The 22939-nt window shown below is 61.8% G+C and carries 19 protein-coding genes; 7 read left to right on the top strand and 12 right to left on the bottom strand.

Features of this window, described 5'->3' with window-relative positions; translation table 11 throughout:
* The first annotated feature begins 18 nt into the window (after positions 1 to 18).
* Both HGHM_RS17210 and HGHM_RS17215 read left to right on the top strand, forming a co-directional pair.
* Positions 19 to 1191, top strand: a complete 1173-nt coding sequence (locus HGHM_RS17210; protein ID WP_019142803.1) for an ABC transporter substrate-binding protein — start codon at positions 19 to 21, stop codon at positions 1189 to 1191.
* 76 nt (positions 1192 to 1267) lie between these two features.
* Positions 1268 to 2314 carry a cyclase family protein gene (locus HGHM_RS17215; RefSeq protein WP_026076146.1) on the top strand — a complete coding sequence of 349 codons (1047 nt, stop codon included), beginning with the start codon at positions 1268 to 1270 and terminating at the stop codon, positions 2312 to 2314.
* Positions 2315 to 2463: 149 nt separating this feature from the next.
* Here the strand turns inward: HGHM_RS17215 and HGHM_RS17220 are convergent, their stop codons facing one another.
* Entirely contained in the window at positions 2464 to 3282 is an 819-nt protein-coding gene (locus HGHM_RS17220; RefSeq protein WP_019142805.1) for an acyl-CoA thioesterase, read from the bottom strand.
* A gap of 117 nt (positions 3283 to 3399) precedes the next feature.
* On the opposite strand from HGHM_RS17220, the gene HGHM_RS21730 reads away from it, so the two are divergent.
* A complete protein-coding gene (locus HGHM_RS21730; RefSeq protein WP_019142806.1) occupies positions 3400 to 3939 on the top strand; it encodes a MarR family winged helix-turn-helix transcriptional regulator in 540 nt (179 codons plus the stop codon).
* Complete coding sequence (locus tag HGHM_RS17230; protein ID WP_407635410.1) at positions 3909 to 5198, top strand: MFS transporter; 1290 nt, start codon at positions 3909 to 3911, stop codon at positions 5196 to 5198. The genes HGHM_RS21730 and HGHM_RS17230 overlap by 31 nt, the downstream gene beginning before the upstream one ends.
* A gap of 55 nt (positions 5199 to 5253) precedes the next feature.
* On the opposite strand, the gene HGHM_RS17235 is transcribed toward HGHM_RS17230, so the two are convergent.
* Complete coding sequence (locus HGHM_RS17235) at positions 5254 to 5706, bottom strand: MarR family winged helix-turn-helix transcriptional regulator (RefSeq protein WP_019142808.1); 453 nt, start codon at positions 5704 to 5706, stop codon at positions 5254 to 5256.
* Between the two features lie 119 nt (positions 5707 to 5825).
* Here HGHM_RS17235 and HGHM_RS17240 point away from each other — a divergent pair, with 119 nt between their 5' ends.
* Complete coding sequence (locus HGHM_RS17240; protein WP_019142809.1) at positions 5826 to 7358, top strand: MDR family MFS transporter; 1533 nt, start codon at positions 5826 to 5828, stop codon at positions 7356 to 7358.
* Between the two features lie 257 nt (positions 7359 to 7615).
* On the opposite strand, the gene HGHM_RS17245 is transcribed toward HGHM_RS17240, so the two are convergent.
* A complete protein-coding gene (locus HGHM_RS17245) occupies positions 7616 to 8587 on the bottom strand; it encodes a GlxA family transcriptional regulator (RefSeq protein WP_019142810.1) in 972 nt (323 codons plus the stop codon).
* A gap of 93 nt (positions 8588 to 8680) precedes the next feature.
* On the opposite strand from HGHM_RS17245, the gene HGHM_RS17250 reads away from it, so the two are divergent.
* Positions 8681 to 9514: a dienelactone hydrolase family protein gene (locus tag HGHM_RS17250; RefSeq protein ID WP_019142811.1), complete on the top strand. Its 834-nt coding sequence runs from the start codon at positions 8681 to 8683 to the stop codon at positions 9512 to 9514.
* 246 nt (positions 9515 to 9760) lie between these two features.
* On the opposite strand, the gene fdxA is transcribed toward HGHM_RS17250, so the two are convergent.
* The 9 genes from fdxA to HGHM_RS22405 form a co-directional block, all read right to left on the bottom strand.
* A complete protein-coding gene (gene fdxA / locus HGHM_RS17255) occupies positions 9761 to 10105 on the bottom strand; it encodes a ferredoxin FdxA (protein WP_034349220.1) in 345 nt (114 codons plus the stop codon).
* Between the two features lie 173 nt (positions 10106 to 10278).
* Positions 10279 to 11064: an SDR family NAD(P)-dependent oxidoreductase gene (locus tag HGHM_RS17260; protein ID WP_034349321.1), complete on the bottom strand. Its 786-nt coding sequence runs from the start codon at positions 11062 to 11064 to the stop codon at positions 10279 to 10281.
* Positions 11065 to 11089: 25 nt separating this feature from the next.
* Positions 11090 to 12748, bottom strand: coding sequence for a long-chain fatty acid--CoA ligase (locus HGHM_RS17265; protein ID WP_019142814.1), 1659 nt, complete (start codon positions 12746 to 12748; stop codon positions 11090 to 11092).
* Positions 12749 to 12763: 15 nt separating this feature from the next.
* Positions 12764 to 13987 (bottom strand): acyl-CoA dehydrogenase family protein, encoded by a 1224-nt coding sequence (locus HGHM_RS17270; protein ID WP_019142815.1) that lies wholly within the window; start codon positions 13985 to 13987, stop codon positions 12764 to 12766.
* Between the two features lie 14 nt (positions 13988 to 14001).
* The gene (locus HGHM_RS17275) at positions 14002 to 15081 is read right to left on the bottom strand and encodes a phosphotransferase (RefSeq protein ID WP_019142816.1); all 1080 of its coding nucleotides are present in this window, start codon (positions 15079 to 15081) and stop codon (positions 14002 to 14004) included.
* A 64-nt stretch (positions 15082 to 15145) separates the two neighbouring features.
* A complete protein-coding gene (locus tag HGHM_RS17280) occupies positions 15146 to 15919 on the bottom strand; it encodes an SDR family oxidoreductase (protein ID WP_019142817.1) in 774 nt (257 codons plus the stop codon).
* A gap of 27 nt (positions 15920 to 15946) precedes the next feature.
* Positions 15947 to 18037 carry a 3-hydroxyacyl-CoA dehydrogenase NAD-binding domain-containing protein gene (locus HGHM_RS17285; protein ID WP_019142818.1) on the bottom strand — a complete coding sequence of 697 codons (2091 nt, stop codon included), beginning with the start codon at positions 18035 to 18037 and terminating at the stop codon, positions 15947 to 15949.
* 530 nt (positions 18038 to 18567) lie between these two features.
* A complete protein-coding gene (locus tag HGHM_RS17295; protein ID WP_019142820.1) occupies positions 18568 to 19383 on the bottom strand; it encodes an IclR family transcriptional regulator in 816 nt (271 codons plus the stop codon).
* Positions 19384 to 19579: 196 nt separating this feature from the next.
* Positions 19580 to 20293 (bottom strand): class I SAM-dependent methyltransferase, encoded by a 714-nt coding sequence (locus tag HGHM_RS22405; RefSeq protein ID WP_019142821.1) that lies wholly within the window; start codon positions 20291 to 20293, stop codon positions 19580 to 19582.
* 446 nt (positions 20294 to 20739) lie between these two features.
* On the opposite strand from HGHM_RS22405, the gene HGHM_RS17305 reads away from it, so the two are divergent.
* Positions 20740 to 22860, top strand: coding sequence for an Ig-like domain-containing protein (locus HGHM_RS17305; RefSeq protein WP_019142822.1), 2121 nt, complete (start codon positions 20740 to 20742; stop codon positions 22858 to 22860).
* Positions 22861 to 22939 lie beyond the last annotated feature (79 nt).

Here is a 22939-nt window from a genome sequence, read left to right on the forward strand (position 1 = left end):
CAACGGACGGAGACTTCCATGAAAATGAAAAAGCAATTGAAGCAGTTGTCCCTCGCGATGGCAGTCGGACTCGCCTTCGCCGGCAGCGCGCTGGCGCAGGAGGTGGTGAAGATCGGCTATTCCGGTCCGCTCTCCGGCGGTGCCGCCCAGTACGGCAAGAACGTGCTGATGGGCATGGAGATGGCTGCCAATGAAATCAATGCCAAGGGCCTGGAAGTAGGCGGCAAGAAATACAAGGTCGAGATCGTTCCGCTCGACGACAAGTACAACCCGAGCGAGACCGCCATCAACGTCCAGCGCCTGGTGCAGCAGCACAAGGCACCGGTCGTGCTGGTGCCTCACTCCGGCGGCATCTTCGCAGTCCAGGCTTTCAATGAAAAGACCGACACGCTGTTGCTGGGGTACAGCAGCCTGCCGACGCTGACTGCGCGCGGCAACAAGCTGACCGTCCGCATCCCGCCGGACATCACCATTTACCAGGAGCCGTTCTCGAAGTACGAGATGGGCCGCTTTGGCAAGAAAGCCGGCCTGGCGCCTGCCGACCACGACTATGCGAAGGCCTGGACCACGATGTTCAAGGCCACCTGGGAAAAGTCCGGTGGCGAGATCGTTTCCGAGAACCCGATGTCCTACAACAAGTCGACCGACTTCTACAGCGGCGTGAGCCGGGTGGTGCAGGGCAAGCCTGATGTGATGTTCATCGGCGGCGCTTCCGAACCGACTGCGCTGGTGGCCAAGCAGGCACGCGACCTCGGCTTCAAGGGCGGCTTCGTGGTGATGGACCAGGCCAAGCTGGATGAAATGGCCAAGGTTGTCGGCGGCTATGGACCGCTGGAAGGCTCGATCGGCGTCATGCCGCTGACCGAGGACACGGACCCAAACGTACAGGCTTTCGTGGAACGCTTCAAGAAGGCCAATACCGACAAGGTTCCGACCACGGAAATCTCGCTGAACTACAGCGCCGTGCATGCAACCGCGATCGCAATGAAGCTGGCCGGCACCGTGACCGATGCCAAGGCGATCCGCGCAAACATGGACAAGGCCATCAAGAGCCTGCCGAAGGAGAACAACCCGAACAGCCTGGAAGGGCTGGATGACAAGGGCGGCACGCTGGCCAACGTGACGGTGGCAGCCGTCGAGAATGGCAAGATCAAGGCCATCAACCTGCGGACACTGAACGGCAGCAAGTAATCCGGCATAGTCTGCAAGACGGCCGCGCTTTCTCACTGGAAGTCGCGGCCGTCGGCAATTTGGGGAGGAGATGTCGATGCGCTGGAAAAACCGTCCCCCGGGGTCGACCTGGGGCGATTTCGGAGCCGACGATCAGCTCGGCCGAGTCAACCTCATCGGGTGCGAGCAGGTGCTGAAGGGAGCTGCTGAAATACGCGAAGGGCGCAGCTTCTGCCTCTCGCTGCCGCTCGATCTGCCCGGCGGCAACCTGCTCAATCCGCGCCGCAATCCGCCGCGCCTGCAGCCTACTTACCGTGACGGCAAGCCGGTCATGAATTTCCCGATGACGGCCGTTGACCCGGACAGCATCGACGTTGTCTCCGACGACCAGGTGGCAATCTGCCTGCAATACTCGACGCAGTGGGATTCGCTTGCACACGTGGGCGCGCGCTTCGATGCCAATGGCGACGGCAGCGCGGAGATGGTCTACTACAACGGCTTTCGCGCCGGTGATGATGTGGCCGGACCGATGCGTTATAGCGATGATGGCGAACAGGAATGTGGCTGCGACGGCCCCCATCTCTCGCATGCCGATGCGCTGGGCATCGAGCACATGGCGGCCCACGGCATGCAGGGCCGCGGTGTTCTGGTCGACCTCTACCGTCACTTCGGGAAGGAGCGCAAGCTGGTCGGTTACGAAGACCTGGATGCGGTAATGAAAGCCGATGGGGTCGCGGTCGAGCGAGGCGACTTCCTGCTGCTGCGTACAGGATTTGCCGAACTGGTGGTCGAAATGGCCGGCGATCCCGATCCCAGGGTGTTGCATCATGCCTGCCCCGTTCTGAACGGACGGGATGAACGTCTGTTGCAGTGGATTACCAATTCCGGCATCGCCGCCCTGTGTGCCGACAACTATGCGGTGGAAGCCTACCCTGCGCTACCGCAGAGCGGGAAGAAATCCATCCTCCCACTGCACCACCATTGCCTGTTCAAGCTCGGCGTGCCCCTGGGCGAACTCTGGTACTTGCGCGACTTGGCCGAGTGGCTGCATGCGCACGGGCGCAACCGCTTCATGCTGACCGCGCCACCCTTGCGCCTGCCGGGCGCGGTCGGATCGCCCGTGACGCCGGTGGCGACGGTGTAGGCCTTGCAGGGGACTGAAAGACAGGCCGGGGGCACTTCATTGGCTTCTTCCACGTGCCCCCGCTGCATGCATGCTTACCGGCAGGCCACTCCTTCTGCAGTCATGGATAGGCATGGGAAACTGTCAGGAAGTGCCGATCCAATGGCGTCTTACTCCTTGAAGTAGACCACCTGATGACTGCTCGCCAGCAGTTTGCCGTCGGGGCTCCAGATTTCCGCGCTCTGATCGAAGAATCCCTTGCCGTAATTGATTCCCCGTGCCACGCCCAGTACCGGCGCCGTGCCCTGGGCGTTCAACTGCTCCTGGTCCGCGTGAAAGTATGTGGTGAGGGCCACCGTACCTGCTGGTACCCATTTGGGCCGCCGCACGAAAACGCGCGGGAAGAAGGCGTCGCACATCGCAGACAGGGACAGGAAGTCGAGCGGGCGCGGCGGCATATCGCGTATCCACAGCCTGGTCTGCGACGGATGGCCGTTGGTGTCGGCCTTGTCGAGTCCGCCGTCGATGAAACGCATTTCGTAGTTGGCGGTCCAGACCACGCGCGACATTGGCGGCGTCTGCTCCAGCGTGTCGGCGGATGGCACCTGCGGGAAGACGGCGTCGGTCGCGCTCCAGGTATCGCGCCGGATCGCGGTGACCATGGTGGCGAAGGCTGCAACCTGGCCAGCTTGAGACAGCTCGACGAACCAGTGCTGGGTGCTGCGATTGGTGCGCACCGCACGCGCATGAACGGAAAAGCCGCCATCGGCGATCGGCGCAGCGTAATGCACGGTAAGCGAGAGCGGATCTCCGAGTCGCTCCGGATGGCGCATGACGGCGTTGAGCAGAGTGGCGCCGATGATGCCGCCGAAGGGGCCGACCATGTTTGCGTAAGCCGGGCTTGTTTTGCCCGCATACGTGTCCTTGTCGCTGGGCGAGAGTGCAACTGCAGCGTCGAATGCATGCATCGGCGGCTTGCTTGATTCCATGCTTGTCCTTTTCTTGTTGATACGTCGGAAGAAGTTGTCTGCGGTCGGGAATTTGCCGCTACAATGCTTGCAGCTACAACTATTATGCCATGTGCCACGCACGCCGAACTTTCAAGAATGCCGACAGGCTGCACCAGTTTCAAGGTCCGCCAGCTGATGCGTCAGGTGTCTCAGCATTACGACGCCGAGCTGGCAAAGGCGGGGCTGAAGGCCACGCAGTATTCGCTGCTCGGCCATGTGCTCAAGTTTGGCCCGCTCCGTCCCGGAGAACTGGCGCAGATGATGCGGCTGGATGCGTCCACGCTCAGCCGCAACCTCAAGCCCCTGGTCGATGTCGGCTGGCTGCGTGTCGATACCGGTCCGGACGAGCGCAGCCGCAGCGTTGCCATTACCCCCGCCGGCCGCGTCAAGCGCGACGAGGCCCGACGCCACTGGAAAGCGGCGCAGGAAAAGCTCAACCGGGCGCTCGGCATGGAAAGAGTGCTTGCCCTGCATGCCATGATCGACGACGCGCTCGACCTGCTGTCGAGCATTGATAACCGGGCAGGGCATGGACGATCCGATGCAGGGGAGCGGTCGCTTGAGCGCAGGCCGACCGGTAAGCGCCCCACAACGGGAACAGTTGAATGCAACCAGAAGACAAGGAAAAACACGTGACTCAAAGACACGCGACCAGCTGGTATTTCGGCTGGAACATCGTCGCGGCCGCGACCCTGCTCACTTTGCTGACCGTTGGCATGCGGCTTGGCATCGGGCCATTCTTCCTGCCCATGGCCAGGGATCTCGGCTTCAGCCGCAGTCTGCTGGCCGGCATCATCGCGATCGGCATGCTGTGCTATGGCCTCGCCATGCCGCTCGCAGGTTATCTGGTTGGGCGCTACGGCACCCGCTGCGTGCTTCTGCTCGGGACTGCCATCGTCGTGGTATCCGTCATCTGGACGGTGACGGCCCGCTCACCCTTGGCATTCCTGCTCGCCTTCGGCGTATTGATGTCGGCCGGGCTTGCCTTTACCAGCCCGGTGGCCCTTACGTCCGTCATCAGCCGCTGGTTCACGCGCCAGCGCGGCATGGCGCTTTTCTTCCTGTCCACGGGTTCCATGGCCGGCATGGCGATCATGACGCCCGTGCTTACCTTCGCCATCGAATCGTTCGGATGGAAAATGACCCTGCTGGGGTTTGCCGCCCTGTTTGTGGCGGTCACGGTTCCTGCAGCCCTGCTGATCATCCGCGACACGGCCCCGCCGCATACGGACCTGCTTCCCGAACAGATTGCCGCCGGCGCCGCGACGAAAGCCGCGGTCCCCGAAAGCCTGCCTTTTGGCAAAGCAGTGCGTACCGCTCCATTCTGGAAGATCTTCCTCGGCTTGTTCGCGTGCGGCTTCAGCATGAATCTGCTCGGCACACACGGCGTTCCGATGCTGATGGATCATGGCTTCGACGCCATGACCAGCTCGCTCGGCATCGGCGTCATCGGCCTGGTCGCGATCGTGGGAACGCTGGTCCTCGGGCGCCTTTCCGACCGCCTGCCGCGCAGGAATATCCTTGCCGCCATCTACTTCATTCGGGGCCTCGGGTTCTTTGCGCTGCTGCTGGTTGGCACCCATTGGGAGCTGTACACCGCGGCCGCCATCGGCGGGCTGGTCTGGGCCGGCAGCATTGCCACTTCCTCCGCCATTCTCGCCGATGTCTACGGCGTCCGCCTGGTGGGCGTCATGTACGGCTGTGCCTATCTGGGACACCAGATAGGCGCCATGATCAGTTCATGGCTGGGTGGCTGGGGCTTTGAAACCTACGGCACCCACTGGATTGCCTTCGGTGCCTCCGGCGCGCTACTGCTGATCGCTGCCGCGGTCTCGCTGCGACTGCCGCTGAAAGGTTTCGTCCTGATGGCGCCCGCGCCAGTGTCCAATCGCTGAAACGTTCACGGCTGGCCGGGCGGGCGTCCGCCTGCGCGATTAGGCCGGGCCGACCCTATTCCCTGGATCCGGCGTCGGTAGCCGAAATCAGGTTGTGCCGGACCTTCTCCAGCAATTCGGTCAGCACTGCGCGTTCGGCGGCCGTGAATCCTGCCAGCGCTTCGTCCGCCACCTTGCGCCCGACCGTACGCGCTTCGCTCAGCGTTTCCCGTGCCTTGTCGGTCATCGCCAGTCGTCGCACGCGGCGGTCGCGCGCGTCCGCCGTCCGCGCAATCCATCCCCCCGCTTCCATCCGGTCCAGCAGGCGCGCGCTGGCAATCGGCGTGACGCCGAGAAGGTCGGCCAGTTGCGCCTGGCTGATATTGGGATTGCGGTCGAGGTAGGACAGGACGCTGCATTGCGCCCGAGACAGGTTGAGCACCGACTTGGCACGCTGGTCGAAACGCTTGCCGACCAGGCGGCCGGCATCCGAAATCAGGAAGCTGAAGGAAGGTTTTGTCTTTGCCATGATGTCGTAAGAATACCGCGACTCGGTTGATTTCGTTAGCCTTTTGCTATAATCCCCAGAACGTAAGCATGCTTATGGTTAATGCGCTTACGGCTTCCTGAATCCTCCGAATTCCCTGCATGAATACAGCCGCCGCCCGGTTGCCGGCCCTGCCGATCAACCGCCCGATGATCACCCTGGCGATCATGCTCGCCACCCTGATCCAGACCCTGGACGGGACGATCGCCAACGTCGCCCTGCCGCACATGCAAGGTTCGCTCAGCGCGTCTCAGGACGAGGTGACCTGGATCCTGACGTCGTACATCGTGGCTGCTGCCATTGCGACGCCGCTGACCGGCTGGTTCTCCGACCGCTTCGGCGTCAAGAAGCTGCTGCTTGCATCGATTTCCGGCTTTACTTTTGCCTCGGCCCTGTGCGGCCTGTCCCAGACCTTGCCGGAAATCGTGGCATCCCGTCTCCTGCAAGGCGTGTTCGGGGCGGCGCTTGTGCCCCTGTCGCAATCCATCCTGCTTGAGATCAACCCGCGCGAGAAGCAGGGATCCGCCATGGCGATCTGGGGCATGGGCGTCATGGTCGGGCCCATCCTCGGGCCGACGCTCGGAGGCTGGCTGACCGACAGCTACAACTGGCGCTGGGTGTTTTTCATCAATGTGCCGATCGGGCTGTTCGCCTTTTTCGGGGTGCTGGCTTACCTGCCCGATCTCGGCCAGCGCAAGAAGACACGCTTCGATGTATTCGGGTTCGCGACCCTGTCGATTTTCATCGGCGCCCTGCAAGCCTTCCTCGACCGCGGCGAGCAGCTCGACTGGTTCAATTCGAATGAAATCGTGGTTGAAGCGATCGTCTGCTTCGTCGCCTTCGTATTCTTCGTGGCCCATACAGCGACCATTGGCAAGGATTCGTTCTTTCGCTACGAACTGCTGAAGGACCGCAATTTCATCACCGGCTGTTCCTTCATTTTCATCATCGGCGCCGTGATGTACGCCACCCGCGCGCTGCTGCCGCCGATGCTGCAAAGCCTGATGGGCTATCCGGTCACGACGACGGGACTGGTCACGGCGCCAAGCGGTCTGGGCACGATGTTCGCCATGCTGCTGGTGGGTCGGTTGGTCGGGCGGGTCGACACCCGCATCATGCTGCTGACCGGTTTCGGGATTTCGGCGGTTGCGTTGTGGCAGATGAGCGGCTACACCATTGCTCTGACGCAGAGCGATATCGTGATTCCCGGCGTCGTGCAGGGATTCGGCCTGGGCCTGGTCTTCGTGCCGCTGTCGGCGGCGAGCTTTGCGACGCTCGACTCGTCGCTGCGTCCCGATGGCACCGCGATCTACAGCCTGGTGCGCAATATCGGCAGCAGTATCGGCATCTCGGTGGTGCAGACACTTGCCACGCGCAACACCGCAATTGCGCATGCTTCACTCACCGAGCACCTGACCGCCTACAATGCGGCAGGCTACAGCCAATTCGGCACCGACAATATCGTCGGGCTCGCAAGCATCAATCAGGAAATCACGCGGCAAGCGGCAATGATTGCCTATGTGGACGATTTCATGCTGATGCTGGGCGCGACAATTGCCATCGCTCCCCTGATCCTGTTGATCCGGCCGGCGCGCCAGACAGGCGGCGAACCGGTGCATGCTGCCATGGATTGACCCTTCCTGAGAGGATGCAGAATGGATGGCGCGCCGGGCGACGAGCGGCCGCAGTGCGTGCCGGCTTTCGCGCTCAGGCATTCATCCCGGAACTTGCCAGGGAAACTTTCGAGGTAGGCATGCTGCGTCCGGACAGGCTAAGTGAAGCAAGGGCGTGCCCTGTGCCAGTAAGCTCGCCGATCCGGTGCGTTGCCGGGCTAAGTGGGTCAGAAGCGGCGCTACGGACCCGCGCTCGTCTGGCGCTGTGCCGGCAAGGTTCAGCGCAAGCCGCCGGGCGTCGTGCCGAATTCGCGCTTCACCAGCTTGCGCAGCGCGGTGCCATCCTGGTATCCGATCTTTGCGGCGATGGCCTCGATCGACATCGATGTCGTTTCAATGAGATGGATGGCATGCATCAATTTGCGGCGCTGTATGAATTTGACTGGTGAAACACCCGTGGCCGCCTGAATTCTGCGTGACAGCGTCCTGGTCGAAACCGCCAGTTCGGACGACAGGCTTGCCACGCTGATCGGCGACAGGATGTGGTCGTCTATCCATCGCTCGGCAGCCAGCACGGTGGGATCCATGTGCCGGATATGCGCTTGTATCATGTACCTCGCCTGTGATGGTCGCCGGTCAATCAGCAAATAGCGCGAACATAAATGCGCAATGGAAGCGCCCATCGTATCGGCGACAATCGCCAGCGCCAGATCCAGCTGTGCGAAGGCGGAGCCGGCCGTCAAAAACTGGCCGTCGCGCACCAGCATCTTCGATTCGTCCAGCCTGATATCGGGATACCGGGTACGGAAGATGTGGGACAGCCACCATGTCGTCGTCGCAGCGCGGCCTGCCAACAAGCCTGCTTCCGCAAGAAAAAAAACAGAAGAGCAGCCTGCACTGACTTGTGCCTTCCCTTTGCTGAAACCCCGCAGCAAGCGCATGGCCTCGATCGCATCGCTTTTTGCAAACCGGTCGCCGATTTCCTTATCCGAGGTCAAGCCCGCACCCGGGACAATCACCCAGTCTGGCTTGAAGCCTGATTCGCTTGCTTCCTTGAAGGTCATATCCGCCGTCAGTCGCAGTCCCGCGCCGGTTTGAATGCGTTTCCTGTATCCGGCAGTGACGATGCGGACCTTGTCCTTCCTGCCCGCACCGGAGAGGAAGGCGCAGCCAGCCTTCAATGTGTCGAGCGCAATGGCAAGACCGGAGTCCATCACGCCGTCGAGTACCAAGATCAGGATCGTTTGCATTTGTCCATTTTGACATGAAAGTTGTCATATTCGACAATGTTTCATTTGATTGTCCAAAGCTAGACTGCGATCTGTTCACCAGAGGAGATGCAGATGCCAGATATCACGATACCGATCCGGAACATGAATGAAGACGATCCGCTCGAGGATTTCGAACGCCGCCGCATCACCCTCAACGGAATCACGAAGGATGTCTATCTGGCGGGCGCGGGGCCGGCAGTCATCGTGATGACCGAGATGCCAGGCATCAGTCCGCATGTCGCACGATTCAGCCGATGGGTGCGCGCAGCGGGCTTCACCGTATACATGCCTTCCCTGTTCGGACGCGACGGCGCCGTGCCCGGCATCGAGGAAGGCATTGCGACGTTCAAGCGGGCTTGTGTCAGCGCAGAGTTTCGCGCCTTCGCCAACAATGAATCCAGCCCGGTGACGCAGTGGCTGCGCGCACTCGCGCGGCTTGCGCATAAGCAATGCGGCGGGCCGGGCGTCGGCGCAATCGGCATGTGCTTCACCGGCAACTTCGCGCTCACGATGATGCTTGAACCGACGATGCTTGCGCCGGTAGTATGTCAGCCATCCTTGCCCCTGGACGACCCGGCCGGGATCAACATGGCCCCGGATGAGCTGGCGAATGTCCGCAAACGCCTGGAGCGGGAGGATCTCACGGTGATGGCTTACCGGTTCGAGGGAGACAGGCACTGCAAGGCCCAGCGCTTTGCGGCTTACCGTGAAGCCCTCGGCGACCGGTTCGTGGCACGGGTATTGCCTGACAGCGCAGCCAACCCGAATACGCCACCGTTCTTTGAAAAAGTCGTCGCAAGTCCGCACAGCGTGGTCACTGCGCACCTGATAGACGAAGCAGGTCAGCCGACGATTGCGGCGCGCGATGAAATCCTTGCGTTCTTTGCGCATCGCCTTAAGAAATGAGGCCGGCAAGGTCAGCTATGGCATTGCCTCATAGAGCGGCCCGATATCGATCAGCGATTCATTCAGACCGGTTTGCGCCGACCTTCAAGACGATTGCCGGCTGTCACAAGGACAGTGGCCATACGATCTGCGGTGTAGGCCGGCAGATTGTCGAGCTTTGCCCTCGAATGAAGCTATTCGAAGACGACGAGGTGGCAATCGATGACCGCAAGCTCAAGGCCCGCGCCAATTCCTTGATCTCTACCATCAGTCCGCAGCCTCAGGCTGAGCGAGCAAATGGATTTTGTCTTTCACTTTTGCCCAGGCCGCGTGTTCGGGCAGGGGAGACCTGGAAACGGCGATTCGCTTCCAGCGCGGGTCTTGAGAAAGGTCGCGGTTCATCTGTACGAAATGCGCCTGGTCGGGAGCGATCTCCCTTTCGCCGACGATCGCCTCTACCGGGCACTCGCCGACGCAAATCGAGCAATCGATACATTCGTCCGGATTGATGACAAGGAAATTCGGACCTTCATAAAAGCATTCCATCGGGCAGACGCTGACGCAGTCTGTGTACTTGCAGGCGATGCAAGCTTCGGTTACAACAAAAGCCATGCGCGTGTAGAACTTTCTGAGTAGTTTGGCAATTCGAACTGCTGCCCGGGAGGGGCGGGTTCGCTGTTTTACGCATTGTGGGTGCAGATTGTCGCCGAAATCGCATAGTGCGAACCGACTTTGCCAGATTGGAGCATCCATTCGGCCGTGAATTCCGGCGCGGCCGGACAGCGCTAAACCTTCATTCCCGGCAAATTCAGCGAAGCAGTATTGCCGCCATCGACAGGCAAGGCCTGGCCGGTTACGTAGCTCGCATCGTCGCTGGCCAGGAAAGCAATGGCGGCCGCCACTTCTTCCGGATGACCGTAGCGGCGCAGCTCGCTGCGCGAGCCGAGCTTGTGTTCTTTCTGCGCTGCCCTCGCGCGTTCGAACACCGGCGCGGTCATGCCGGTTTCGATCAGGCCGGGGCAGATCGCATTGACCCGCACATTCCATTCGCCCAGATCGCAGGCCGAGGTCATGGTCAGGTTGATGATCGCGGCCTTGGATGCGCTGTAGGCATTGCCGCCGGCGCCGGAACGTATGCCGGCAACCGATGCGGTATTGACGATTGCCCCGCGACGCTGCTCGCGCATGCTGCGCGCGGCGTACTTGGTGAAGTGCACCGCACCCATGACATTCACACCCAGGATCTTCTGCCATGTCTCGGTACTGGTCTCGGTGATCGGCGAGTAATCGCCGCCCGAGATGCCGGCGTTATTGCACAGGACATCGATCCGCCCGAAGCGCGCCAGCACATCGGCGACGCATTGCTCGACCGCCGCTTCGTCGGCAATGTCGAGCGCGCGGTGCCAGATCCTGGACTGGTCGGGAAGGGAATGGGTGACGGCAGACAATCCTTCTTCATTCCAGTCGACCAGCGCGACGCTGGCGCCTTCAGCGGCAAGCCGCTGCGCCGTGGCGCGGCCGATGCCGCTGGCGGCACCGGTAACGATGGCTATCCTGTTTTCAAAGCGCATGAGCAACTCCGGGTTATGGTTGGCGTTATGCCGCGTTTTCCTGTTCCTGCAGCTGGCGCCATTGCACCTTGCCGGACGAGGATTTCGGCAGCGCCTCGACAAATTGCACGATGCGCGGGCTCTTGTAGGCGGCCATGTTCCGGTGCGCCCATTCGATGATCTCGGCTTCGCTGACCTTGCCCTGCTCGCCATCCTTCAGCACCACGAGTGCCTTGACCGTTTCGCCGCGCTTGGCGTCACGGGTGGCGATGACGCAGGCTTCCCGGATCGCCGGATGGCGGTACAACAGGGTTTCGACTTCCGCCGGCCATACCTTGTACCCGGAGGCATTGATCATGCGCTTCAGGCGGTCAACCATGAAGAAATAACCGTCTTCATCGATCATTCCGAGGTCGCCAGTGCGCAGGAAACGCTTGCCGTCAATCTCGATGAAGGCATCCTTCGCCGCTTCCGGGTGATTCCAGTAGCCCAGCATGACGTTCGGGGCATGAACGACGATTTCGCCGGTTTCCCCGGGAGGCAGTTCTTCGAAGGTGTCGGGATGGATGACGCGTGAATCGACGTCATACAGCGGCACGCCAAGGCATTGCTTCTTCGGACACCGCATGGGATTGATGTGCGTCGCCGCCATGGTTTCCGACATGCCGTAGCCTTCGACATAGTGCAGACCGAACAGATCGAGCAGTTTCTGCGCGATCGCCTCCGGCATCGCCGCGCCGCCCCCGCGCATGACTTTCAGGCTCGACAAGTCGTAGCGCCCGAGGTCCGGATGGGAAAGCAGGTCCACCACCATGGCGGCAATCAGCTGCACGCTGGTGACCTTGTGGCGCTGGATGAGGTTCGCGGCCATCTCGCGATCCCAGCGCGGCAGGATGACGAGGGTGGCGCCGACATACAGCGGGCCGCTCATGCTGCCCTGCATGCCGGTGACATGGAAGAAGGGCAGCGTGGCGAGGATGACTGCGTCCTGCTGCGTGCCGAACCATTGCATGCTGGCGACGATGCTGTACATCACGCCGCGATGGGTATGCATGCAGCCTTTCGGATTGCCGGTGGTGCCGGAGGTATAGGGCATCACGCACAAATCATCCGGTCCGGCAATCAGCGGCCCGGGGCGCAGTTTGCGCGCCAGCATGTCGCTCCAGAGCACGATGCCTTTGCCGGCAATGGGCTGGCGGGGCGCGGCGACAAATTCCGGGACGGCGAGATCGGTCGGGCGCTTCAGGTAATCGGAGTAGGCGGCCACGATGACCCGCTCCAATCCTTCGCCTATCAATGGCGCAATCTGCGGAAACAGATCCTGCGGGACGAAGGCGTTCCTGGCACCGGTATCCTGCACGTAATGGCGCAGCTCGGCGGTCAGGTTCATCGGGTTGACCGGCACTACCACCGCATTGGCGCGCAGGATGCCGTAATAGGCGAGTACGAACTGCGGGCTGTTCTGCATGTACAGCAGCACCCGGTCGCCTTTGCGGACGCCGCATTCCTGCTGCAGGTAGCCGGCGATCCGTTCCGCCTCGTCCCGGAATTCCGCGTAGCTGATCGGCGTGTCGTAAAACAGGATGCATGGCTTGTCCGGAAAGCGCGTGGCGGATACCTCGATGTTGTAGAACAAATTCGTTTGCGGCACCGTCAGGTGCCGCGACTGGTTGGCGGGCCAGTAAGCCAGGTGACGATCGGACATGGACTTCGGTCGGGATTAGCGTTCGATGTAGCGGGAGAGTTCGAGTTTGGCGATGGCGTTACGGTGCACTTCATCCGGCCCATCGGCCAGACGCAGGGTGCGGGAGCTGGCATAGGCCTGCGCCAGGCCGAAGTCTTCGCTGACGCCGGCCGCGCCATGCGCCTGGATCGCCCAGTCGATCACCTGGCACGCCATGTTCGGTGCCACCACCTTGATCATCGCGATTTCCTTGGCGGCCGCCTTGTTGCCGACGGTATCCATCATGTGGGCCGCATTCAGCACCAGCAGGCGCGCCTGGTCGATCATGATGCGCGCATTGGCGATGCGTTCACGGGTCACGCCCTGGTCGGCGACCGGCTTGCCGAAAGCCACCCGCTGGAGCGCGCGGCGGCACATCTTTTCCAGCGCGCGCTCGGCCTTGCCGATCAGGCGCATGCAATGGTGGATGCGGCCCGGGCCAAGGCGCCCCTGCGCGATCTCGAATCCGCGCCCTTCGCCAAGGAGGATATTGGAAGCCGGCACGCGCACATTCTCGAAGCGCACTTCCGCGTGGCCGTGCGGCGCATCGTCATAGCCGAATACCGGCAGGTGGCGCAGCACGGTGATGCCCGGCGTATCCATCGGCACCAGGATCATGGATTGCTGGCGATGGCGGTTAGGATTGTCGGGATCGGTCTTGCCCATGAAGATAAGGATCTTGCAGCGCGGATCATTGGCGCCGGAAGTCCACCATTTCTGCCCGTTGATGAGGTAATCGTTGCCGTCGCGCTCGATGCGCGCCTGGATGTTGGTCGCATCCGAAGACGCCACATCCGGCTCCGTCATGGCAAATCCGGAGCGGATGGTGCCGTCAAGCAGCGGCATCAGCCATTGCTGCTGCTGTTCCGGCGTACCGTAGCGGACCAGGGTTTCCATGTTGCCGGTATCCGGCGCGGAACAGTTGAACACTTCCGGGGCGATCGGCGAACGTCCCATGATCTCGCACAGCGGCGCGTATTCCAGATTGGTGAGGCCGGCGCCGAACTGCGATTCCGGTAGGAACAGGTTCCACAGGTCGGCGGCGCGCGCCTTTTCCTTGAGCTGCTCGACGATCCGGGTCGGCACCCAGGGATTGCCGTTCTTGCGGGCTTCATCCATTTCCGCCTTGAACACAGCCTCGGCGGGATAGATGTATTCATCCATGAATGCGTTGAGGCGTTTCTGCAGGTCCTGGACCTTGTCGGAGTATTCGAATGCCATGGCTAGCCTTTCGTTCAAGTGTGGGATTCAATGCGTTCGACCAGCTGCCACGCCATCTCGGCGAGAGGGCGGGTGCGCTTGCCGGTTTCGACCGCATCGGCGCTGGCGGCATTGCCGAGCAACGCGCGCTTGGTGATGCCTTGCAGGATGCCGACCAGGCGGAACATGTTGAAGACCATGTAGTACTCCCAGTCGCTTTTCGAGATGTCGCTGCGGCCGGTGTGCTCGCAATACATGGCCAGGTATTCCTCCTCCGTCGGGATGCCGAGCTCGTTCAGGGGCAAGCCCGCCATGCCGCGCGAGGCACCCGGCAGCATGCGCCAGGTCATGCAGTGATAGGCGAAATCGGCGAGCGGATGGCCGAGCGTCGATAACTCCCAGTCGAGCACCGCAAGGATACGCGGCTCGGTCGGATGGAAGATCACATTGTCGATGCGGTAGTCGCCATGCACGATGCGGGTCTCGTCGCCTGCGGGAATGTTTTTCGGCAGCCAGTCGATCAGGTTCTCGACCGCCTCGATCCGTTCCGTTTCGGACGCCCGGTACTGCTTGGTCCAGCGCGCCACCTGGCGTTCGATGTAATTGCCGGGCTTGCCGTAGTCGCCAAGGCCGACTGCCTGGTAATCGACGCTGTGCAGGGCGGCGATCACGCGGTTCATTTCCCTGAACAGGGCGGCGCGCTCCCCCGGATTGAAGCCGGGCAGGGCGGAATTCCAGAGGATGCGGCCCTGGACGTAATCCATGATGTAGAACGCGCTGCCGATCACCGAATCGTCTTCACACAGCACATGAGTCCTGGCGACCGGCACATCGGTGTGCGCAAGCGCGGTGATGACTCGGTATTCGCGGTCCACCGCGTGCGCGGAAGGCAGCAGGGTGCCGGGCGGCTTGCGCCGCATGACATATTGCTTGCCGCCGGCGGTCAGAAGGAAGGTCGGGTTCGACTGGCCGCCCTTGAATTGCTCGACCTGCAGCGCACCGCGGAAGTCATCCACGTGCTGACGCGTGAAGGCGGCCAGGCGGTCGATATCGAAGGCATGCTGGGGAGCGACCGGCCGCGTGCCGGCAAATCTTTCTTGAGGATCCTGGGTCATGATGCGGTAATCGGGTTGCGAAAAGGGCCCTGACTTGCGTACGTTGATTTGCGTTGGCTGACGTTCAGACGGCGCTGACGCCGCCGTCCACTGCAATCGCTTGCCCGGTGATGTGGCGCGACGCTTCCGAAGCTAGGAACACCACCGTACCCTTCAGGTCTTCGTCACCGCCGATGCGATGCAAGGGGGCCCGCGCAATGACCGCTTCGCCGACCTTTTCCAGCAGGCCGGCCGACATCCTGGACGGGAAAAAGCCAGGGCAGATCGCATTGACATTGATGTTGTACTTGCCCCATTCGGACGCCAGCGCACGGGTAAGGTTCACCGCTGCCGCCTTCGAGGTATGGTAGGCGACAGTGGTGACGTTGACTGCGCTGCCGCGCAGGCCGGCAACAGAGGCGATGTTGATGATCTTGCCCGACTTGTTCGGAATCATGCAGCGGCGCGCGACTTCGCGCGACAGGAAAAACAGGGAATCCACATTCAGTCCCAATACCTTGCGCCATGCCTCGTCCGGATATTCTTCCGCCGGCGCGCTCCAGGTGGCGCCCGCATTGTTGACGAGAATGTCGATGGTGCCGAAGCGCTGCAGCACCTGCTCGACCATGCCCGGAATCTGCTCCGGCTTGGAGAGGTCGTTGACGACCGTCAGCACCTCGAAGCCCATTTTTTCCAGGTGGGCCTGCGCTTCCTTCAATTCATCCGCCTTGCGCGCGGTGATCGCAAGCTTGCAACCCATCTCGCCCAGCGCTTCCGCCATCTGCAGGCCGAGCCCGCGCGAACCGCCGGTGACCAGCGCAACCCGGCCATCCAGCTTGAACAAATCCCTGACGCTCATGATCGGTCTCCTCCGAGGATTGGAATATCAGTTGAAGGTTTTGCCTGCTTCGGCCAGGCGCACCAGCAATCGCGCCGGTTCCCAGAATGCCGCATCGGCGCTGGGCTGCGCGGCGAAGCCGCGCATCTTCGCCACCACATTCGGCAAGCCGGCCAGGTCGGCAACCAGCATCGGCCCGCCGCGATGCGCCGGGAAACCATAGCCATGCAGGTACACCATGTCGATATCGGAGGCGCGCGCGGCGATGCCTTCTTCCAGGATGCGCGCACCTTCATTGACCAGCGCATAGATGCAGCGTTCGATGATTTCCTCATCGCTCACTTCGCGCGGCGTGATGCCGGCTTCCTTGCGGGCGGCGGCGATGATGGCGTCGACTTCCGGGTCCGGCAGCGCATCGCGCCTGCCTGCTTCATAGCGATACCAGCCCTTGCCGGTCTTCTGGCCGAAGCGGCCGAGTCCGCACAGGCGGTCGGCGATGACCGAACGCTTCATGCCCGGGTTTTCCGCATAGAGCCGCTTGCGGATGGCCCAGCCGATGTCCAGGCCGGCCAGGTCACCCATGCGGAACGGCCCCATCGCCATGCCCCAGTTTTCCAGCGCGCGGTCGATTTGCTGCGGCGACGCGCCTTCCTCGAGCAATGCATTGGCCTGGTTGCGGTAAAACTTGAGCATGCGGTTGCCGATGAAACCGTCGCACACGCCGGAGACCACGGCGACCTTCTTGATCTTTTTCGCCAGCTGCATCACAGTAGCCAGCACGTCTTTCGCCGTCTTCTCGGCGCGCACGACTTCCAGCAGGCGCATCACGTTCGCCGGACTGAAGAAATGCAGGCCGATCACATCCTGCGGACGTTTGGTGAAGCCGGCGATCCGGTTCATGTCCAGCGTCGAAGTGTTGGAAGCGAGGATCGCGCCCGGCTTCATCACTTCATCGATTTTGCCGAACACCTGTTCCTTGACGCCGATATCCTCGAACACTGCCTCTATCACCAGGTCGGCATCCTTGATGTCGTCATAGGACAGGGTAGGTTGGAGCAGGGCCATGCGCGCTTCCAGCTGGTCGGCGCTGAGCTTGCCCCTCTTCATCGAGTTTTCGTAATTCCTGCGGATGGTCGCGAGGCCGCGATCGAGTGCTTCCTGCTTCATTTCCAGCAGCGTCACCGGAATGCCGGCATTCAGGAAATTCATCGCGATTCCGCCACCCATGGTGCCGGCGCCGATCACGGCCACGCGGCCGATGTGGCGGGTCGGTGTATCGGCGGGCACGTCGGGAATTTTCGCTGCGGCGCGTTCGGCCGTGAAGGCATGGCGCAGGGCGCGCGATTCGGGCGTGGTCATCAGCGCCAGGAAGGCTTCGCGCTCGATCTTCATGCCTTCGTCAAAAGGCTTCGTGTAGGCGGCAGCCACCGCATCCACGCATTTGAGCGGCGCCGGAAAATGCTTGCTGGAAGCAGCCACCTTGTCGCGGGCGGACTGCAGGAAGGCTTCGCCGCCCGCGTCCTTGATCTGCAGATCGCGCACCCGCCTGAGCGGACGGTTTTCGGCGACGACGCGTTGCGCGAATCTGATTGCGGCAGAGCGCACGTCGCTGTCCACGATTTCGTCGAACAGCGAGCTTGCCTTCAATTGCGCCGCCGGCACGATGCTGCCGGAGACGATCATGTTCAATGCGGTTCCCAGTCCCACCAGGCGCGGCAGGCGTTGGGTGCCGCCGGCGCCCGGCAGCAGGCCGAGCTTCACTTCCGGAAGCGCGATCTGCGCATCCGCTTTCGCGACGCGGAAATGGCAGCCGAGCGCAAGTTCCAGCCCGCCGCCCATGCACGCCCCCGCAATGGCGGCGACCACCGGCTTGTCCGAGGATTCGACGGTGCGGATCACCGACAGCAGGTTGGGTTCCGTGCTGGATTTCGGCGTGCCGAACTCCTTCACGTCGGCGCCGCCGGAAAAGGCCCGATCGGAACCGGCGAGGACGATCGCGTGCACCGCCGGGTCCTGGCCGGCACGGTCGATCGAGGCAATGACGGCCTTGCGCAAATCGAGCCCAAGGCCATTGATCGGAGGATTGTTGAGAGTGATGACGGCGATGTTGCCGGTGACTTCGTACAGTGCGCTTTCCATGAATGGTTCTCGGACCTGGGTGGCAAAGAGTGCTTAGAGCGGAATGGCTTGAAGGCGGCGCATCGATGCGCCGCCGCAGTTTTGCAGAGTGAAACTAGGTTCTGAAAAAGTGCAGGGAATGGTAGCAGTCACACTACACCCTGTAAAGCGCGCAGCAATGAATGGCATGAGGCCGATCAATCGATGCAGCAAGGCGACGGGACGAAGTGGAATCGGGTCAAATGACTGCTTCCGGGACCGCGTGTTCATCCAGATGAAATGTTTCGCCGTGCGGAACAAGATGGGATCGCAAAGGTCGGCGCATCGGAATTCCTGTACGTCCGCGGGACATGCGCTCTATCCGAACACATGCCGGCTATCGCCCGTAAAGGCGTTGATCCGGTGGACGGGAGCGCTCTGTTCCTGCCACTGTCAGTATCGACCGGCTGCAGGAAGGGCATTGAGCGCCGCCTCGTCATCGGCATGCGAATCCAGCGGAAGCACAACAATGCAAAAGAAACCGTGCGGCGGATCTTGCAAGCGGGGTGTGATTAACCCAGAGCCGATGACTCGAGTTTTTTGGCAAGCGCAAGCAGGCGTGGCCTGACTTCGCCCAGCAGGAAATCCTTGGGCAGGCTCGAAGACGGGCCGCCGCAGTTCATCACCATCAGGGGGATGGTGCCGCTCGACCGGAAGGCAATGGCGATCCCGTTGACATCCTTCTGCCATTCGCCGAAGGACGTGCTGCAGCCATATTCCTGGTAGTCCTGCTGTCCGCGCGCGATTCCGGTGCGGATCGCGTCGGCAGCCGAATCATCCAGTTCGGTTGCCAGCTTCAGGATGGCTGCGCGCTCGTGTTCGGTCGCGCTGGCAAGATAGGCACGGCCGATCGCCGAGGTCGCAAGCGAAATGCGCGAACCGATCTGCAAGGTCAGGGCCAGGGTGGCAGTGCTGCGTGCAACTTCCGTGTAGATGACGGACAGCTTTTCGCGTACGCCCAACGCCAGCGTCGCGCCGGCAAAATCGGCCAGGTCCTGCATCAGGGGCCGCGCCATCTGGCGGATATCCATGCGTGCCAGCATGGAGCTGCCCAAAGCCAGCGTGGCGGTTCCCAGGGCATAACGGCCGCCGGGCTCGAGCTGAATCAGGTAGCCGCGCTTGAGGAGCGTATAGACAATGCGGGTGACGGTCGACTTGGGCAAGCCGCAGCGTTCCGAAATTTGCTGATTGCTGAGCGAGACATCTCCCGAGCGGAAGCAGGCCAGCACATCGAGCCCGCGCGACAGCGCCGTGATGAAATAGCGGTCCTCCCCGGTCCTGTATTCGCCGGAAGACGTGTCCTTCATCTCGCTGTCGGAACCTATCATGTGGGCACCATGGCTAAGGCGGGGATGGTCGCGACCGGCAGCTACCCGGAGTGGCCGCATGCAGGCAAGGGCTGCTTCATCCTGCAGTCGCGATGCGGAACTTTACAGGATCTGCCTGTGCGTATCAAATCAAAAGGGATTGCGACATGCACAGGCCAGCCATGTGATGAGCGAAGTCGTTCGTCCCGCAACGCGCTCAGCTTGCCGCAGGCTTCTTTTCTATCATCAGGAAGAAATGAGCCTTGATGCCGAATACCCGCTTGTGGCCGACATCATGTTGCGGCTTGCCGGGCAGCCTGGACGCGAACTCATACAACGCGCGGGAATCGAGCAGCCGCAGCCCCGGGGCCGCAGCCCATGCGCCTTTGCCCATCAGTTTCAGGAAGCGCCGCCACCACATGGCAGGCAGCCAGTGGAGGAAGGGCAGGCCGGTATGGAACTCAAGCGGGTGACGCCGGTTGGAGGTGGTGACGAACACGCCCTTACGCGCCACCCGCGTCAGTTCTTCCAGCAGGAGATATTGCTGTTCCGCGCTCCCCATGTGCTCGATGATTTCATCGCAAAACACCCAGTCGAAGGAAGCATCGGCAAACGGCAAGCGCAAGTCCTCGCTGCGCGGCTTCCCAGTCGCGGCAGCCGAATGCGCGCGATGCTTGCCAAAGCCGGGGCGTTCGATTTCATAGGAGAGGATGCGCGCTCTTTCCTGCGCATCCGACCAGGCCATCAGGTAATCACCGTTGTCGGAGAATGGTGCAGGCAGCATGCCGACATTGAGCACCGTATCGTTCGCACCGCCGCGCCGGAAGGCGGTGAAGGCATCGAACAGCCGGCGGCGCTGGGCGTGCAGAATCCTGTCGATCCAGCCCTCGGCGGGCGCGATGCGGTAATCGGTGCTGGCGGCGTTTTTCAATTTGCCCCTCCTGTCTGAGCTAAGGCATTCCGACCGGTTCGCCCTTGCAGCCTTGCTTCCATGAGAGGAAACGAGAGGGCGTTTTTCTTGCAATGCGTATTATTCCTGTGCCGGTCAGCATGCCAATTGTGAAAAAACAAGGCGAGAGTATGACCGGGAACAAAAATTACTTCGAATCAATATTCTGTTCTCCAGATACTCCAACAAATTGCGACACGGAAACTTTGTTGAGATGGATCAACTCTTAACAACTAACAAGCTTTCCCGAGGAAAAATGCATTAGGCTACCGGAGCATCGCTACTGCACGATCGTTCCCTGTCAGGAGCACCCGTGCGCGGGCGAATCGCGAACTGCGATTGCACAAAGGTGCAGCATGCGAGGCGATGCGGAAAGCTTTTTCCAACAGCCCGAACAACATCACAACAACTCAATCGAGGAGACCCACATGCCCGGATTCCATGGCCGCCGCCTGGCGACAGCCCTTGTCTTCATGAGCGCTCCGCTCGTCGTGCTGGCGGCTGGCGTCAGCGTGAAGTTCGATCTGTCCAATCCCGACGGAAGTCCTTTTCCCACTGACCGCTTCACCGTGAGGGACTGGTCGCAAAACACTTATCGCCGCGTCAACCTGCCCAAGCCCAACTGCGCCGCGCGCCCGAGCGACTGCGCCGACATTGAGGTGCTGAATACCCTGGACGGCTTTTCCACGCAGCCGCGCATCACGGTGCCGTTCACCGGCGACATCGATGTCGGCAGCGTCAACAGCGACACGGTGTACCTGGTGAACCTGGGTGACACCCAGACCTTCGAAGGCATAGGACAGAAGGTCGGCATCAACCAGATCCTGTGGGACCCGGCCACCCGCACCCTCGTGTTCGAGCCGGATGCCTTGCTCAACCAGCATTCGCGCTATGTGCTGATCATTACTGACGGCGTGCGTGATGCGAGCGGCAAACCGATCAAGTCGGATGGCTTCGGCGAGGAGTTCGGCGTCGGCCAGGACCGCGACACCAGCGAATACCGGCGCGAGCTGCGCGACGCGATGCGCACGCGCCAGGGCAGCAAGTACCGGCCGGTGGCTGCGAGCCTGTTCAGCACCCAAAGCATCACCGCAGACCTGTACAAGATCATGCGGCAAATCAAGCAGAGCAGACCGGCGCCGGCGAATTTCATCGTCGGCAACAATGGCACGGTGCGCGCAGTGTTCCCGGCTGCCGGCACCAATATCCAGTTCAATCGCCAGACCGGCAGTGCGCCGAGCTTCACGTCATCCTTCCTGCCAACCCCGGCGCTGAATGTCATTCCCGGTGCAGTAGGTCAGATCGCTTACGGCAAATTCAGCTCGCCGGATTACCAGACGCCCGAGAAATACATTCCCGCGACTGCCACCCTGAACGGGCAGCCGCGACCACAGGGCAGCAGTGAACTGGTCTTCCAGCTGTTCCTCCCCGCAGGCCCCAAGCCCGCCACAGGCTGGCCGGTAGCGATCTTCGGTCACGGCTTCACTGACAGCATGTATGGTGCGCCATGGACGGTGGCTTCGGTATTTGCGGCGCGCGGCATCGCGACGCTGTCGATCAATGTGGTCGGCCATGGCGGCGGACCGCTCGGCAGCCTGACAGTATTGCGCTCCGGTACTGCGCCGGTGGTGATCAATGCCGGTGGTCGTGGATATGACCAGGATGGCAACGGCTCCATCGATTCCACCGAAGGTGTGAATGCCATGCCGCCGCGTTCCGTGCTCAACAACCGCGACGGCCTGCGCCAGACCGTGGTCGACTTGATGCAACTGGTGCGGGAAGTGGAAGTTGGGATGGATGTCGATGGCGATGGCAGCGCCGATCTCGATGCGCAGCGCATCTACTACGCGGGCCAGTCCTTCGGCGGCATCTACGGCACCATGCTGCTCGGCGTCGAACCAAACATCCAGGCTGGCGTGCCGAACGTGGGAGGCGGTTCGATCACCGAAGTCGCAAGGCTGGGCGGATTCCGGCCGCTGACCGGCATTTCCCTGGCATCGCGCGTGCCCTCGCTGATCAACGTCGCCGATTCGAGCGGCATCGCGTTCAATGAAAACATCCCGTTGCGCAACCAGCCGCCAGTCATCAACAACGTGCCGGGCGCAATGGAAATCGCCAAGGTGCTGGACCGTTCCGAATGGGCACAGCAATCAGCCAATCCCGTTGCCTATGCCGCCTTCATCCGCAAGCAGCCGTTGCCGGGCAATGCCGCCAAGCCGGTGCTGTTCCAGTTCGGTAAAGGCGACCAGACGGTGCCGAATCCGACCACCACGGCCATCCTGCGCGCCGGCGACCTGGCGGACCGCGCGGTACTCTACCGCAATGACCTTGCGTATGCCGCCAATCCGGCCGTACCGAAGAATCCGCACACCTTCCTGACCAACATCAGTGTACCGGCGGCAGCGCCGTATGCCATCGGTGCCCAGCAGCAGATCGCGGAATTCTTCGCCTCGCATGGCACCAACATCATCGACCCCGACGGTCCTGGTCCGATCTTCGAAGTGCCGGTGAAATTGCCGCTGCCGGAAGAATTGAACTTCATCCCCTGACGGGAAGTACGGCATCAGTGCAGCGAAAGGCGCGGCCCGGCCGCGCCTTTTTTCATGGCATTTTTTGGGGCGTGCTTGG

Source organism: Noviherbaspirillum massiliense JC206 (assembly GCF_000312045.1).
GTDB classification, from domain to species: Bacteria; Pseudomonadota; Gammaproteobacteria; order Burkholderiales; family Burkholderiaceae_D; genus Noviherbaspirillum; species Noviherbaspirillum massiliense.

What these genes read in the sequence shown, in the direction of transcription:
- HGHM_RS17210 (WP_019142803.1), top strand. Translation starts at nt 19, where the DNA reads ATGAAAATGAAAAAGCAATTGAAGCAGTTGTCCCTCGCGATGGCAGTC.
- HGHM_RS17215 (WP_026076146.1), top strand. Translation starts at nt 1,268, where the DNA reads ATGCGCTGGAAAAACCGTCCCCCGGGGTCGACCTGGGGCGATTTCGGA.
- HGHM_RS17220 (WP_019142805.1), bottom strand. Translation starts at nt 3,282, where the DNA reads ATGGAATCAAGCAAGCCGCCGATGCATGCATTCGACGCTGCAGTTGCA.
- HGHM_RS21730 (WP_019142806.1), top strand. Translation starts at nt 3,400, where the DNA reads ATGCCGACAGGCTGCACCAGTTTCAAGGTCCGCCAGCTGATGCGTCAG.
- HGHM_RS17230 (WP_407635410.1), top strand. Translation starts at nt 3,909, where the DNA reads ATGCAACCAGAAGACAAGGAAAAACACGTGACTCAAAGACACGCGACC.
- HGHM_RS17235 (WP_019142808.1), bottom strand. Translation starts at nt 5,706, where the DNA reads ATGGCAAAGACAAAACCTTCCTTCAGCTTCCTGATTTCGGATGCCGGC.
- HGHM_RS17240 (WP_019142809.1), top strand. Translation starts at nt 5,826, where the DNA reads ATGAATACAGCCGCCGCCCGGTTGCCGGCCCTGCCGATCAACCGCCCG.
- HGHM_RS17245 (WP_019142810.1), bottom strand. Translation starts at nt 8,587, where the DNA reads ATGCAAACGATCCTGATCTTGGTACTCGACGGCGTGATGGACTCCGGT.
- HGHM_RS17250 (WP_019142811.1), top strand. Translation starts at nt 8,681, where the DNA reads ATGCCAGATATCACGATACCGATCCGGAACATGAATGAAGACGATCCG.
- fdxA (WP_034349220.1), bottom strand. Translation starts at nt 10,105, where the DNA reads ATGGCTTTTGTTGTAACCGAAGCTTGCATCGCCTGCAAGTACACAGAC.
- HGHM_RS17260 (WP_034349321.1), bottom strand. Translation starts at nt 11,064, where the DNA reads ATGCGCTTTGAAAACAGGATAGCCATCGTTACCGGTGCCGCCAGCGGC.
- HGHM_RS17265 (WP_019142814.1), bottom strand. Translation starts at nt 12,748, where the DNA reads ATGTCCGATCGTCACCTGGCTTACTGGCCCGCCAACCAGTCGCGGCAC.
- HGHM_RS17270 (WP_019142815.1), bottom strand. Translation starts at nt 13,987, where the DNA reads ATGGCATTCGAATACTCCGACAAGGTCCAGGACCTGCAGAAACGCCTC.
- HGHM_RS17275 (WP_019142816.1), bottom strand. Translation starts at nt 15,081, where the DNA reads ATGACCCAGGATCCTCAAGAAAGATTTGCCGGCACGCGGCCGGTCGCT.
- HGHM_RS17280 (WP_019142817.1), bottom strand. Translation starts at nt 15,919, where the DNA reads ATGAGCGTCAGGGATTTGTTCAAGCTGGATGGCCGGGTTGCGCTGGTC.
- HGHM_RS17285 (WP_019142818.1), bottom strand. Translation starts at nt 18,037, where the DNA reads ATGGAAAGCGCACTGTACGAAGTCACCGGCAACATCGCCGTCATCACT.
- HGHM_RS17295 (WP_019142820.1), bottom strand. Translation starts at nt 19,383, where the DNA reads ATGATAGGTTCCGACAGCGAGATGAAGGACACGTCTTCCGGCGAATAC.
- HGHM_RS17305 (WP_019142822.1), top strand. Translation starts at nt 20,740, where the DNA reads ATGCCCGGATTCCATGGCCGCCGCCTGGCGACAGCCCTTGTCTTCATG.